General features: G+C 45.8%; 11 protein-coding genes. 4 read left to right on the top strand and 7 right to left on the bottom strand.

Annotation, left to right across the window (positions count from 1 at the left end; genetic code table 11):
- Window positions 1–10: 10 nt before the first annotated feature.
- From AC1DFM_RS29560 to AC1DFM_RS29550, 3 genes are all read right to left on the bottom strand, one after another.
- Complete coding sequence (locus tag AC1DFM_RS29560; protein ID WP_477080388.1) at window positions 11–4,372, bottom strand: CusA/CzcA family heavy metal efflux RND transporter; 4,362 nt, start codon at window positions 4,370–4,372, stop codon at window positions 11–13.
- Window positions 4,373–4,459: 87 nt separating this feature from the next.
- A complete protein-coding gene (locus AC1DFM_RS29555) occupies window positions 4,460–4,813 on the bottom strand; it encodes a hypothetical protein (RefSeq protein ID WP_477080387.1) in 354 nt (117 codons plus the stop codon).
- Between the two features lie 96 nt (window positions 4,814–4,909).
- Window positions 4,910–6,208 carry a hypothetical protein gene (locus AC1DFM_RS29550; protein ID WP_477080386.1) on the bottom strand — a complete coding sequence of 433 codons (1,299 nt, stop codon included), beginning with the start codon at window positions 6,206–6,208 and terminating at the stop codon, window positions 4,910–4,912.
- A gap of 117 nt (window positions 6,209–6,325) precedes the next feature.
- Here AC1DFM_RS29550 and AC1DFM_RS29545 point away from each other — a divergent pair, with 117 nt between their 5' ends.
- The 4 genes from AC1DFM_RS29545 to AC1DFM_RS29530 all read left to right on the top strand — a co-directional run bounded on the left by AC1DFM_RS29545 (window position 6,326) and on the right by AC1DFM_RS29530 (window position 9,633).
- Window positions 6,326–7,450 carry a hypothetical protein gene (locus AC1DFM_RS29545; RefSeq protein WP_477080385.1) on the top strand — a complete coding sequence of 375 codons (1,125 nt, stop codon included), beginning with the start codon at window positions 6,326–6,328 and terminating at the stop codon, window positions 7,448–7,450.
- 123 nt (window positions 7,451–7,573) lie between these two features.
- Entirely contained in the window at window positions 7,574–8,371 is a 798-nt protein-coding gene (locus AC1DFM_RS29540) for a hypothetical protein (RefSeq protein WP_477080384.1), read from the top strand.
- 14 nt (window positions 8,372–8,385) lie between these two features.
- A complete protein-coding gene (locus tag AC1DFM_RS29535) occupies window positions 8,386–9,285 on the top strand; it encodes a LysR substrate-binding domain-containing protein (protein WP_477080383.1) in 900 nt (299 codons plus the stop codon).
- A gap of 78 nt (window positions 9,286–9,363) precedes the next feature.
- Window positions 9,364–9,633 (top strand): hypothetical protein, encoded by a 270-nt coding sequence (locus AC1DFM_RS29530; protein ID WP_477080382.1) that lies wholly within the window; start codon window positions 9,364–9,366, stop codon window positions 9,631–9,633.
- A gap of 39 nt (window positions 9,634–9,672) precedes the next feature.
- Here AC1DFM_RS29530 and AC1DFM_RS29525 read toward each other — a convergent pair whose 3' ends face one another.
- The 4 genes from AC1DFM_RS29525 to AC1DFM_RS29510 are packed head-to-tail and all read right to left on the bottom strand — an operon-like array spanning window position 9,673 to window position 14,878.
- The gene (locus AC1DFM_RS29525; RefSeq protein WP_477080381.1) at window positions 9,673–11,046 is read right to left on the bottom strand and encodes a TlpA family protein disulfide reductase; all 1,374 of its coding nucleotides are present in this window, start codon (window positions 11,044–11,046) and stop codon (window positions 9,673–9,675) included.
- A gap of 10 nt (window positions 11,047–11,056) precedes the next feature.
- Window positions 11,057–12,595: a PKD-like family lipoprotein gene (locus AC1DFM_RS29520; protein WP_477080380.1), complete on the bottom strand. Its 1,539-nt coding sequence runs from the start codon at window positions 12,593–12,595 to the stop codon at window positions 11,057–11,059.
- A gap of 30 nt (window positions 12,596–12,625) precedes the next feature.
- Window positions 12,626–13,423: a DUF4843 domain-containing protein gene (locus AC1DFM_RS29515; protein ID WP_477080379.1), complete on the bottom strand. Its 798-nt coding sequence runs from the start codon at window positions 13,421–13,423 to the stop codon at window positions 12,626–12,628.
- Between the two features lie 27 nt (window positions 13,424–13,450).
- On the bottom strand, window positions 13,451–14,878 hold the full coding sequence (locus tag AC1DFM_RS29510) for a RagB/SusD family nutrient uptake outer membrane protein (RefSeq protein WP_477080378.1): 1,428 nt from the start codon (window positions 14,876–14,878) through the stop codon (window positions 13,451–13,453).
- Window positions 14,879–14,890 lie beyond the last annotated feature (12 nt).

The following is a 14,890-nucleotide window of genomic DNA, read 5'->3' as shown; positions in this document are numbered from 1 at the left end:
TTTTATTTTTTTAGTGAAGGGCGCTTAATTTTTCAATGGTGAAGGCGGCATTATTCAGTTCTTCTACCATCGTAAAATAATTACCTCTTATTTCCATGGCCTGGTTCACCAGCACCACCCATTCCACATAACCAATTTCCCCGATGGCCATACGTTTGCCGGCGCCGGCGAGGATAGTGGCCGCATTTCTTAATAATACGGTATGGGTGCTGTAACGCTTTAAGCGATTGGCGTACACGATTACGGCATTAGATAATTCGGACTGCAATTGTTGCCTGGTAGCATCCAGTTCTTTCTGCTGCTGTTGCACAAAAATACCGGACGCACGGATACGCGAGCGTTGCGCGCTGCCGAACAACGGAATACCAATGCCGGCGCTCACAGAAGAAAAACGATCTCCTCCACCAAAATATTTTTCATCGTTGCCTATCCGCTGATAACCGATGATGCTGGTATTGTTATATCCCAGGTTCAGCGTGGGTAACAACTTACTTTTCTCCAATTTATTTTCTTCCACACTACGTTCCAACAACTGCTCCCGTAACGCAATGGCAGGGGTACGGGCAATATACCCCGTATCAGGCATATCATTTAACGGATAAATCAACGTTGTTTCTACAGGAATAATTTCTTCAGATGTATTCAGCAATATTCCCAACTGGTTCCGCAATACCGCATCGTCTGTTTGTAACATACTGAGCTGGTCAGCAATTTGCAACCGTTGATTTTCTGCGGTGGAATGCTCAAGTGCATCTACATCACCCGCTTTAAACCTTAAGTTAGATTTATCCAGGAAAACACGATAGATGCTATCTGCTTCCAGCAACAGCTGCTTCTTTTGCTGCAGCACCAACAGGGAAAAATAAATCTGTCGTACCTGTGCCTTCAGTTCATATTCCTGTTGACGGGTATTGATTTTACTCAGCGTGATATTGGTGTTGTTAATACTCCGCTGATGTTTGTATACTGATGGGAACTGTATGCCCTGAGAAATAGTAAAACGGTTGTCGTTGGCGACGCTGTTTAATTTGCCGTATTCTATGCCTACATTGGCTTTGTCCAGATCGAGGTGGCTTTTCTTCAGCGACTGATAATACTGTTCGTTTATCTTCGCGGATTGCAGCTGCAGGTTGTTCTTCAGCGCCAGGTCTACCGCTTCCTGAACGGTAACACGTTGTTGTGCGTGGCTGATGGCGGGCATCGCCAATAGCGCCAATACCACCACCGCCGCCATGCCTTTGCGCGGCTTAAAGTATTTAAACCCTTTTTCGAAGAGGATATATAACACCGGCAATACAAATAATGTTAACATAGTAGAAATGATTAAGCCACCAATCACCACGGTAGCCAATGGTTTTTGTACTTCTGCACCGGCGCCGTTACTTACCGCCATGGGAATGAAGCCCAGAGATGGTACTAAGGCGGTCATCAGTACCGCGCGCAGTTTGGATTTAGTGCCATGAATCACCACTCTGCCTACATCATCCCAACCTTCTTTTTTCAGGCGGTTGAATTCTGACACCAACAGAATACCATTCAATACCGCCACTCCAAACAGTGCAATGAATCCAACGCCGGCGGATATACTAAAAGGCATGTCTCGTATCCATAATGCCAGGATACCGCCGATAGCGGACAATGGGATAGCTGTGTAAATCAACAGTCCTTGTTTCACGGAGTTGAATGCAAAATACAGCAGCATAAAAATCATCAGCAGTGCGATGGGTACCACCAGTGATAAACGTTCTTTCGCAGCGGTAAGATTTTCGAATGCACCACCATATACGATACGGTAAGCAGGCGGTAATTTCAGTTGTGCCGCGACTTTCTGCTGCAGTTCTGTTACAATAGTTTGTACGTCTCTGCCGGTTACGTTAAAACCTACAATGATACGCCGGCGGGTATCTTCCCGTTGTATCTGATTGGGTCCTTCTATTTCTTCCACGGTGGCTACCTGTTCCAGCGGTATTTGTAAACCCTGACGGGTAGGGATCAACAGGTGTTGTACGTCAGCTAAGTTTTTGCGGGCATCGTCTGCCAGTCGCACTACCATATCGAAACGTTTTTCCCCTTCATATACCAGTCCGGTGGATTGACCCGCGAAGGCAGTATTTACCACGCGGTTGATATCGCTCACGTTCAGGCCGTATTTCGCCATGGCATCGCGGTTATAGTTGATCACTACCTGTGGCATACCGGTAACGGTTTCTACATACAGGTTGATAGCACCATCCACGGTTTTGATCACGTCGCCCAGTTTGTTGGCGTAGAAARCCAGTGAGTCCAGGTCTTCTCCAAAAATCTTACATACCACATCCTGACGGGCGCCGGTCATCAGTTCATTGAAGCGCATTTGCACGGGGAACTGAAAGCCAACGCTAACGCCGGGTACGACGGATAATTCTTTACTCATCTTCTCCGACAGCTCATCAAACGTCTTCGCGGAAGTCCATTCTTTCTTATCTTTCAGGATCACCATCATATCGGCGGCTTCCAGCGGCATAGGGTCTGTAGGGATTTCGGCGCTCCCTATTTTGGTAACGACCTTTTCTACTTCCGGAAATTTCTTCAATAAAATAGCGGCGGTTTGTTGCGTGGCTTTCACCGTGGTGTTCAGGTTGCTACCGGTGAGTAGACGGGTTTCCACGGCAAAGTCGCCTTCTTCCAGTTCGGGGATAAACTCCCCTCCCATGCGGCCCAATATCACGACTGCTATCACCAGCAATACCAAGGTACTGGCGATGATGGCTTTCGGAAATCGCATCATCGTTTTCAGCGCAGGCTGGTAACGCCTTTCCAACCATGCCATCATACGGTCGGCCAGGGATGGTTTATGACTGATTTTTTTGCTGAGAAATAATGCGCTCATCATCGGCACATAAGTAATGGATAAGAGGAAAGCGCCTAATATGGCAAAGGCCACAGTAAAGGCCATGGGCTTAAACATCTTGCCCTCAATGCCCTGCAGCGATAATATAGGAATGTATACAATGAGGATGATGATCTGACTGAATACAGCCGATTTAATCATGGTACCAGTAGAAGCATTCACTTCTGCATCCATGGTATTTTGATCTACCACGCTCAGTTTCCGGAAATGTTTGGAGTGCGTAAAACGGTGCAGGATGGCTTCTACCACAATCACGGTACCATCTACAATCAATCCGAAGTCGATAGCACCGAGACTCATCAGGTTACCGCCTACCCCAAATTTGTTCATCAGGATAATGGCGAACAACATCGATAACGGAATCACGGAAGACACAATCAATCCCGCGCGCAGGTTACCCAGAAAGAACACCAGTACAAACACCACAATGAGCGCCCCTTCTATCAGGTTTGTTTCTACGGTTTTAATGGCGTTGTTCACCATTTTGGTACGGTCCAGGAAAGGCTCTATGACCACGCCTTCCGGCAATGATTTTTGAATATCGGCGACTTTATCTTTTACTCTTTTGATGACTGCGGAAGAGTTTTCTCCTTTCAGCATCATCACTACGGCGCCGGCTACTTCTCCTTTGTCGTTGAAACACATGGCGCCATAGCGGGTGGCAGCGCCCAGTTGCACGGTGGCTACATCGCGTATCAGCACGGGGATGCCGTTGTCCAGTGTTTTCACCACAATTTTCTCGATATCATCGATGTTCTTTGTGAGGCCTTCACTTCGGATGTACAACACCGTGGGTCCTTTCTCAATATAGGCGCCACCGGTATTTTCATTATTTTTCTCCAGTGCATCAAATACATCTGCAATAGAAATATTGTTGGCCTTGAGTTGTCCGGGTTTTACGGCAATTTCATATTGTTTTAGTTGTCCGCCGAAGCTACTCACATCTGCTACTCCAGGTGTACCCAGCAGTTGCCGGCGTACTACCCAGTCCTGCAGTGTACGTAGCTCCATGGGGCCATATTTGCCTTCATAGCCGGGCAACGGGCGTACTACATATTGATAAATTTCTCCGAGGCCGGTGGTCACGGGCGCCATCTCCGGCGATCCAATGCCGGCAGGGATTTCCCGTTGTACCTGTTGCAGGCGTTCTGCAATTTGCTGGCGGGCCCAGTAGATATCCGTTTCATCGTTAAATACAATGGTTACCAACGACAACCCAAAGCGGGAAAAGCTTCTGAGTTGTTTCAGTCCCGGGATGTTGCTGCATGATTGTTCAATGGGGAACGTTATCAGTCGCTCTACATCCGGTGCGCCCAGCGAGGGTGATACGGTAATGACCTGTACCTGGTTGTCGGTAATGTCCGGTACGGCATCAATAGGGAGGCGGGTGACTTCAAAAGTACCCCAGCCTATCAGTGCCAGTACAAATAGCCCTATAACCAGCTTATTCTTTACAGAAAAGCTAATAATCTTATTTAGCATGTCCTTGTTTTCGTTAAATCAAGTAGAAATAAAATAGCGGCTTCCACCTGTATAGTACTGGTGGGAAGCGTATATGGCAATGGCTGATTAAGCCCGTGGAGGACGGAAAAGTGAAGTAAGCGCTGGTTCAGGCAGGTAATTATCTTTCAGCGCAGGATAGTGAATTGTTATTTCAGAAAAGGTTTGCTGTTTTACGGCCACTACTTTGGCCAGCGGAATAAAGGTATGATGCAGGGTGTGCACATCTACTGTTTTGTAGGGCAGCTGCATATCGCGGTCGTTATCGCCGTCGTTGTCATCTTCTCCGCAATAGTGCATACACAGGAAGTCCTTCACACTCAAATGCTGGTTTAGTTGATGATGCTCCTGATAATGCACGATGAGTGCGGGTATTTTGAGCAGCTGATCTAACGCAGTATGATGAAGTATGAAAATGAGCATTAATATGTATACGCCACATTTTTTCACAGGTCGCAAAGATATATATTCTCCTTACAAGGAGGCTATTATTTTTGATGAAGGTGACATAGGCAATATTTATAAGTGAATCACCCGGTCGCCATTGATGAAGCGGGTATCTTTGATGGCGCCGGTGCCGGAGAACCGGTATTGTACCCCAACAATATCCGTGGGCGCATGTGGGAAGGTGAGTGTATAGGCGGTTTGTCCGTTTACGATAAATCGCATTTCCTTATTTTTTGTTTCTACGCGCAGCGTGGCCCACTGGTCCAGGTCACAGCCGAAGCCGGAGAGGTCTGCTTCCTGGCTTTTGACGTCTTTGCCGGCGGCGTATAAAAAGATATCGCCCACGCAGCCTTTGGCGCAGAGCGGGATCATGATCACATCATTTTTACAAAGCAGGAGTACCTGTATCCGCTGACAAGCAGCGCTGCCCTGGTGAAAATCGCTTTTGACGGTGGTTTCAAAAACAAACTGGTCATTTTTCAGGGCGCCCATGTCCTGCACGTTGAAAAAACGTAGTGCCGGTGGCGTAGGTTGTAAAGGAAGATGATATTGCGATAGCAGTGCTTCATCCACGCTCACTTCCCCATTCTTTTCTACTTCTTCTTTTTTGAAATACACCGGTACGTCGGATTCATTCTCCACCATTGTTACCCAGCCTTCGGAGGCAATCATCAGGTCTTCTTCTTTCACAATTTGGCTGCCTACCATCAGTTTAGCGCGGTAATAGCCGGGGGCGTAGTAGATGGAGGAATAGTCCGTTTTATCTATTGGCACGGCTACTTTACGGCTCACATCCCAGGATTGCGCAATGAATACAGTATCTGTAGCCGTCAACGCCCTATAGTGGAAGATCACGGAATTAGGAACGCCGGAGCGCCTGATTTTATCACAGCGGAAGATATATCCGGATGGATCTACTGGTGCCACCGTTTTATTATTGAGCGATAGTAATCCATATATTCCGAATGGCAGCAGCAATAGCAGGCCCCAGGCCCATTTGCGGGAAATGCGTTTGGTGGGTATTTTTTCGGGAGATACCAACGCCGTGGTGGGTAGCGGTGGCTGCGGGTTTGGCGCCGTGGTATCGAACTTATCCGGCGTCTTATTTTTGAAGTCGCGCCAATCCTTGTATCCTACAAATTGGGCGAGGGTATTCAGGGTGGTAGTGGTAGGGATATGTGCGTATTTTAATTTCCCCCATAGCCGTTTCAAGGTGGTAACGCTCAATGTGACGCCCGTATCTGTGGCAATGGCAATGCTCAGTGCTTCGAAGTCGTAGCTAGTCCATGCATCCGCAGCACCGCGGTTTAAGCGGTCTTCTGCCAATTGCAGGCATCTCTTTATATCATATAATTCTTCACTGTTAGTCATTGCTTATGAACATTTTACCAACTTGCACACACTTGCACCAACTTGATGCGGCTTTGAATAGCCGGAGTAATTGTCGTCCTCCATCTTTGCCGGACACCCATTCAAAATAAACAGATCATGACAAAAACAGTTATTCGCCTATTGCTTTTATTGCTGCCGGTAGGTGTGGCAGCGCAACCCAAAAAGGGAACGATCCGGGTACCACTAACGGCCGCCAACTGGGACTTTAAACCGGGTACGGTGGAATTTCTCACCTACAAGTCTGTGCCGGCTATGAAGATATTAAACAGTATTGATTCTGCCGTATTAAAAAACTTTGACTTTACAGACGGCACCATAGAATACGATATCGTGCCGGTAGATTCCTTCTTTACAGCCTTTTACTTCCGGCGTGGCAGCAAAGCAGAAAGTGAATGTTTCTACTTCCGTACCGGGGAGTCGGGAAATCAGGCTGCCATTCAGTATACTCCCATCCTCGGAGGCGTGAACCTCTGGAATATGCTGTATCATTACCAGAATGCCGCCTGGTTTGAGAAGCAGGAATGGAATCATGTAAAGCTGGTCGTCTCCGGTCAACAATTACGTGTATACGTAAACGATACCCTGCATCCGGCGCTGGAAGTCCCTAAACTGGAAGGCAATAGCACGCACGGCACCCTCTCCTTCGACGGACAGGTCATCATTGCCAACCTGGTGGTGAAACCGGGGCAAACAGCAGGTTTGTCTCCGCAGGAAGGGGTAGACATTACCAACAACGATCCCCGTTATCTGCGTAAATGGCTGATCAGCCCAGTGATTCCCATGTCTGAAAAAAATGACTTCCGCGATGCGTATCTCCCTGATAAAACCACCACCTGGGATACTATCCAGGCAGAAAGAAGAGGCCTGGTTAACCTCACCCGCAAATTTGGCGGCCCCACCAATCGCGCACGCCGACTGATATGGCTCAAAACAAATATCCATGCCGCCAGCGATCAGGTACGGCAATTACGGMTCGGCTTCAATAATGAAGTGTGGGTGTTGGTAAACGGGAAGTTCCTGTTTATAGATAAAAACACCTATGCGGCCCCTATCATGAAACAACCGGAAGGACGATGCACCATAGAAAACAGTACCATTTCACTGCCGCTTGTAAAAGGAGATAATGAGCTACTGATTGGCGTAGCCAACAATTTCTATGGCTGGGGCATCATTGCGCAACTGGATAAATTTGAAAACCTCGTTACAGAACGGGCTAACTAAAAAGCATCTATTTTCACGCAAAGGCCTCCCATTTGCTTCGATATTCTTTGCGTCTTTGCGTGAAAATATGCCGGTTTTTGCGCCGATTGGCATAAATTGATATAAATATCTTTTATATCTGCCATGAGAAAAACCATTACAGATGATGAATTAACGGGGAAAGTCCGGCAAATGAAATACATGACCACCGACCCTGCCGGCGCTACATACGACTATGAGATATCGCATTATAATGAACAGGGCACCCTGCTGAAATGGGAAAAATACAATGAAGCGGATGTCCCCGTGAAGCATATCATATATGCCTTCAACAACCAGGGCATCTTACAGGAAGAAATCCTGCAGGAAAGCGATGGCCGCGTAGTATATAAAAACAGCTATTACCCTGACGGCGCATATAAAGAAACCGCGCAATACTACGGCGACGACACGTATAAAACCTGCTATGACGAAGCCGGCAATGTCACCGCACAATTTGAAAACGACGAGGCTACAGACATTGAAACAGATCCGTACAATGAACAGTGGGAAAGCCGCTCCGCCACAGATACAGATGGCCAGCCCATGGAACTGATCTACTACTATGCCTACGGCACCCTGCATGATATCACGAAGCGGAAATACAATGCCCATCGTCAGGTTACCTACGAAGCTACTTATGCAGATGAAGCAGCCCTCGCCGATAACAAGCCCAATTCCATTAAAGCCAGCACCTATAATCAGCAACATCACTTAATAACGTATATCCATGACCGTATAAATGAGCAAGGCGATACCTGGCGCACCATTTTCCAGTATCGCTACCAATACGACGAACACCAGAACTGGATTGAAAAAACGGAAATGATGAATAATAAAATCACCGGCTTTCAGGATAAAGTACAGTTTATCCGGAAGCGGGAAATTACTTACCACCCCTGATTAACACCACTGATATGCTATCTAACCGCCACCTGATTTTTATGGAAGTAGCGCACCACAAAAGCTTTTCCAAAGCCAGCCAGGCCCTGTTTATTTCACAGCCCGCCGTTAGCACGCATATCAAAGGGTTGGAGGAACAGTATAAAACGAAATTATTTGAGCGGAAAGGGTTGCAGATAGCACTGACAGAAGCAGGCCAGTTGTTGTATAACCGCCTGCTAACGGTGCGGCATATACAAGAGGAAACTGAGTTTGATATATCCGTGATCCATGACCAGCAACAGGCTACCGGTATGCTAAACCTCGGCGCCAGCACCACGGCAGCGTTATATATTCTGCCTAAAGTGATGTCAGCTTTTCACCGGGAATATCCACTGGTAGATATTTCCCTGCTTAACCGCAACAGTGAAATTGTATTGCAGGCCTTGCTGGACAATGAAATCAACATCGGCGTTACGGAAGAAAAAGGACAACTGAGTAACATTACGTATCAACCTTTTCTGAAAGACCAGATTGTGGCGGTATGCAGCAGAAATAATCCGCTGGCGAAGAAAAAGAACTATGCCGTGAAGGATATCCTGAACATGCCCGTAGCTATTCGCGAGCGGGGCAGCGGCACGCTGGAAGCCATCAAAACCGGGCTGCAGAAAAGTAAAATACGGCTGAATGACCTGAAAATAAAAGTGCGGCTGGGGGGCACCGAAGCATTGAAGAATTTCCTGCTGGAATCCGGCTGTGTAGGATTTCTATCTACCCGATCCATTGTAAAAGAGCTACAGCACGGAGAATTGACCATCCTCCACTTCGAAGGACTGCGGATAGAGCGCAGTTTTTACTTTATTCAGCGCAAAGGCGAAACCAGCGATCTGAACAAGCGATTCATCAAAATGGCCAAAAGCATTTATAATTTATAATTATAGGTCATAATAATTTCCAATAGACAAAATTATAGGTATAAGCCTACATTTGAATACCACAAAATGTACGTTTCTATGAACATGCTTTTTTATTATGATGAGTTATACAAAGCAGCTGTAGAAAGAATCAATAAAATTGTCGATATTTCTGTACAGCAAAAAAACGCTTTGTTATCAACGCTTAAAAGTCAGGCTCCTTTCTTATCAACCACACAAGAAGATATAGATCTCGTTGCGCAGCGCATGATGAGTTCATTAGGTTCCATTTTATGCCCGGATGCGGCAGCCGATTTTGCCGGCGGCAGCAAGCTGCTGGAAATGGAAATGCTGTACAACGGAGAATAAACAGAGATGAAGGCAAGCCTTCATCTCTGTTTACCAGCACTATTTGGCCATCCATTCATCGATGAGCGTTAATAGCTCCGGATTATCCGGCCTGGGCGAATCTGTTGTGATAATTTTACCCTGTTTGTCGATTAACAGGTATCTGGGAATACTGTTTACTTTATACCGCAATGACATGTCTGATTGAGCGCCGGCATGGAGTTGAATACCCGTCATCTTCTTTCCGGCTACATACTTATCCCATGCTTTTTTATCCGCATCTGTAGAAATGCCTACCAGCGCCAGCGGTTTATCTTCATAATGCTCCTTCAGTTTTTCCCAATATGGTTCCTGTGCTTTGCAAGGACCGCACCAGGTAGCCCAAAGATCTACCAGCACCACTTTACCCTTCAAATCAGACAACTGCACCAATTTCCCTGTTTCATCGGGCAGAGAAAAATTATAGGCATCATCTCCCTGTTTCATACCTTCTAATCCCAGTAAAATCATTTTGGCCTGTACCTGCTGTCGCGGTGAAAGTATATAGTTGCCAAAAGCTTTGGTATAAGTATCGTATTCACTGAAGCTGCGCAGCCCTTTACATCTCTCTAATACCATATCTCCTTTTAGGGTATCATTGGCTACCAGGGTAAACATATTCTTCAAACCGGCAATACCGCTGGAAAATGCCATACCGGTTTTCATCATATCTACCATTATAAGTGCGTCCAATGTTCTGCTGCCCCAGGGATAATGATAAATCAACCCGGTTTCTTTTGTAAGATCCCGGATCTTTAAGGTAGCATAAAAAGGACTCCACTCACTTACTTCCGGATGCCGTGACCTCGGTGTAGTAATAAAGTTGGTAGCATAACTGACAAGATCCATTTTCATGATCTCCTTCATCTGCTGATCAAACACTTTATTCCCCGTAGTTTTTCCTTTCAGAAAAACAGCGGACGTAGCTACTACCTTTTCCAGTTGCGGAAAGAAATCTGTGTAAATGCTACTGGTCCGGCTAAAGTGAAAAGATTTCAGGTGAATACTATCGCACAGTTGATACCATTGCGCCATCACTTTGTTCTCTTTTGTATTAACAGCACCGGTTAACGTGTACCCGTTATCGTTAATACCAACGGACAAATGATCACCACCTTTGAAGTAAAAGAGGTACTTATCAACCGGAGTAAGTGCCTCACCGGCTCCAATCACATATACGCCTTCATAAGGCGGATAAAATAAGAAGCCGAAAGTGTTGGCAGGACCTGCGTTTGCAGTGGCCATTTCCTCCAGCTTGCCATCATTCACTTTAAATAATTTGAGGGAAGAGAAGTGTTTGGTATTTATTACGCCGGAAATGGTAACCGGTTGTTGTGCCAGTGCCACAGCAAATCCTAACGTTGCCAGTGCGGTGGCCAATAATTTTCTTATCATACAAAATAAATTACTGTTCGTTATAACTAACATCTACTATTTTTCCGAAGCCACTAAAAGTCTGATAGGGAGCTAGTGGACCATTGAGGGCCGGTACTGTGAAAAGTTCCATTTTACCGGTATGATCTGCATCCTGTTGGTCATAAGTACATACAATGAGTTTCTGCCCATATGCTGCATACCGGGGTTCATTCATGTAGGGACTTACCAGTTTCTGATACTTCAGCAGGCTGATGACCCGGTTACCCATATCCAGCACCTGTTGATTAGTGTTATCGTAGGGATTATACCGATAAATGCGATTACCTGCGGCATACATCAGGTAGCCTTGTTGCGGGTCAATGGCAAACTGGGTAGCGGCGGCCATTTCCGGTGCAGTGGTGATCGCATCAAATGCCAATGGCACAAAGGCATCATTGTTGGCAGACATTCGTGCTAAATAAACTTTGCCCTTTTTATCTTTAAAAACAGCATACATCTGATTGCTTACAGCTTTTGTAGAAGCCATATATATCAACTGCATGCCCACATGTCCGGGGTCGAATATAGTAGACGCTGTAACCGGCACAGAAACCGAATGGTTGCTGGCCTTATGCTCCATGAGCCGTTGATTTACGGTATCATACATTAATGCATACGGAGTTCCCTCCAGGTAGCCTTCCGCAAACCAGGGTGAAATAGCCACCGGCTTTCCATCGGCGGTTTGATTAACCGGGCTGCCATATGCCTCTCCTCCAAATGGATTCTCATAAAATAAGTTCCCCTGGTTATCATACATATAGGATATAAATTGAGATCCCTGTGCCTGTACGGATCTGGCATAATAAGGTGGCGCATAATAGTTAACCATGGCGTCACCCAGGGGAATATAGGCATCGAACGAATAATTGGATAGATCCATGATAAACGTTTGCTGATCAGTACCAACCACAATGGCGCTGCCTCTTTCACGGCCAAAAACGCTCCTTCTGTAATAGAAGCACGCTAATACCGGTTTACCACTCAATATCAGGCTGCTCTGGGAGGCCAACACATCTGTGAAACGTTGAAAAGTATCTCCCTCCTCATGGTAGTTAAAATAATCCAATCTTGCGTGTCCGCTGATATCATTGAATACGAGCCAGCCATCGGCCATATCGGAAACAACAGACAATTGGAATACCCGTCGCCAGCTGATATCTGTACTCTTTTCGGTAACGGTATAGTAAATCGTATACTTCGTAGAGGACGGGTTTACATTTACCTGCCATTTCAGATTTCTTGCAGCAGAAAGCTCCCTGGTCCGCACCGGGGCTACAGATTCATCTACCATAAACCAACGGTAGGTATACTTTGACGTATCTTTCCCCTCGTCTTTGGTAAAAGCCAGTTGTGGCTGAATCTCCAGCTGGTCACCTCTCTTTAGTGTATAGGTGCTGTCTATTCCGGCAATGGTAGCCTCGTTGATATCGTGATAGTTATAATTCCCTTTGTCTTTTCTACAGGAAAACAGGGTTATGCCGGCAATTCCTACAATAAAAAACCATTTAATACGATGCTGATAATTCATGTTAATCATCATTTAGTGGAAATCAATAAATTATTTTGCAGCGGGACCGGCTGTCATCAATGTTTTCCCGTCTGCCTCATATACTGGTGTTCCGGCGGCCGCCATCCGGTCCAGGTAATTCTTAAGGCCTGCTGCCCAACCAAATAATCTGAAGTAATTAGATCCTGTTAAAAACCAACCGGGTTGAATAAGCTCCTCCACATCGAGGTTATATCGGTTAATCAACCATTGAAACTTAAGTGAGCTGTAGTCGCCCAAATAAGAAGCCGTAAAAGAATAATAATTACTGCTTTTATTCCAGAACTCCGGCGGACCGGCAATATCATCCAATGTTATACGCAAACGGGTATAATACCTGGTGGCGGTAATGCCTCCGGTGGTTACTTCCGTATTCAATCGTGCTGTAGTAAAATGTTCATTAGGCAATAGTTCCAGGTATAAAAACAAACTATCAGTGGTCAGCTTAGGCGTACGCAGCAATTGTAAATGAAGTGTGTCAGCTATCTTTCCCGCACGGATAACGAACGTCTTCTCTGAAAATTTATAGTCTATCCCAGGTTTCATGGTACTGCTATCTGCAATCTGCAGGCGATAAGGGCGATCGGTATTTACCGGTGCGCCAATAGCACGTACCACAAAACTAATAGAGGAATCCTGTACATTAGTTTTTGCGTATCCAAACGAAACGTATAATTCACTGCTGTTATCTGTAACCGGGAAATAAATGCTGCTACCGCTTTTGCTGGTGTCATACAAAGGAATGGATTCCTTTTTACAGGCGGTTAGTAAACAGACCCCCGCCATAATACTCAATAATATTGCTTTCATAAAAGTGTTTTTTATGGTGTCAATCAATTACCTCGGCGTTGTTTCAGACAAAGGCACCGGGAAAGTATAGCGCTCTGCAGGCATGACCAGGTTAGCATTAGTGCTGGCTGCTACAATGGAAGACATATTGGTGCGCTTGTAGTAGAAAAACAGTTGCCCTTCTCCATAAAATTCACGGCGGTACTCCTTCATCACCACACTCACCAACTGTGCTGCGGTAGTAGATTCCGGAAGGGCCGTCAGGTTGCGATGTGTGCGCAGGCTATTGATGTACGACAAAGCCAGTACCGGGTCTGGCTGACATTCTGCTGCTATCAGGTACATTTCTCCCATACGGATTAATGGAATGGTTTTATTGGCAGCCAGCCTGTCGCTACTTACATCCTGAAATTTAAAGAAGGTATAAAACGGACGTCCTGCTATCCTCCAGCTATACTGCGCCCTGTAATCCGACATATTATTCTCAAAGATGGTTTTAGTAATAAAACTGCCAGATGTATTGGGCGCCAGCAGGCTGGCATCAAACAGGGTTGGGTTAAAATTATTATTATACAGGTCGTTCAGCTTTGGATTCTCCGCTGCAAAAATTACTTCTGTGGAAAATATTTTATTGCAGGTAGCCGGCGTATTTAGATCCGACAGCTTAATCCAGGGGAATTTATTTTGATTATTGATTAAGAAAAGTGCTTCCTGCAATGCCGTTGTTTTATCTCCTTTCCACAAACTCACCCTGGCTTTCAAGGCTCTCACCGCATAATAATTCATGCTGTAATTCCGTGTCCCCCGATACCAGTCCATTGTTTTACAGCTCACCTGTTCCTGCCCTACTGCCGGATCACTGGTCAGCAGCAATTGTGCGGCACTGTCCAGATCCTGTAGTATTTGCTGCATCACAAAAGTGGAGGGTTGATACGCGGACACATTGTTGGTGATCTGGTTGTAATAGGGTAATACTTTATTAAGAGAATCCGGCGACGTATAGGATTTGGTAAACATACGCATCAGATCGAAATAATAAAATGCTCTCAATCCCATAGCTTCTCCTTTATACTGTGCCCGGGTTTTACTATCCAGCACATTACCGTATTGCTCCAGGCTTTGCAGCAGCTTATTTACATTGGCTATGCTGAGATATAATTTAGTCCAGATGCCGTCAATAGTAGCTAAAGAAGATGGATCTGTATACTTATAACTATACATCGGGTAGGCCGGATTTGAGGAACTCACCAGGTATAATTGCGCCAGCACGTCCATCGTCAGCATGGTAAAAGTACCTCCATACATATCTGAGGAAGCGTGCCGGATATAACATCCATTCATGGCATCTGCAAATCCCTGCGGAGCGCTGTACAACTGCTCTTCGAGGAACTTATCTTCCGGCTTCACATCCAACCATTTCTTACAGCCGGAAAGCAGCACCACTCCCAGCAATAAAATGTATACACTTATTTTCATGTTGCAATTCAT

The organism is Chitinophaga sp. 05T412, from assembly GCF_056396465.1.
This window is presented reverse-complemented; position numbering and strand designations above follow the sequence as displayed.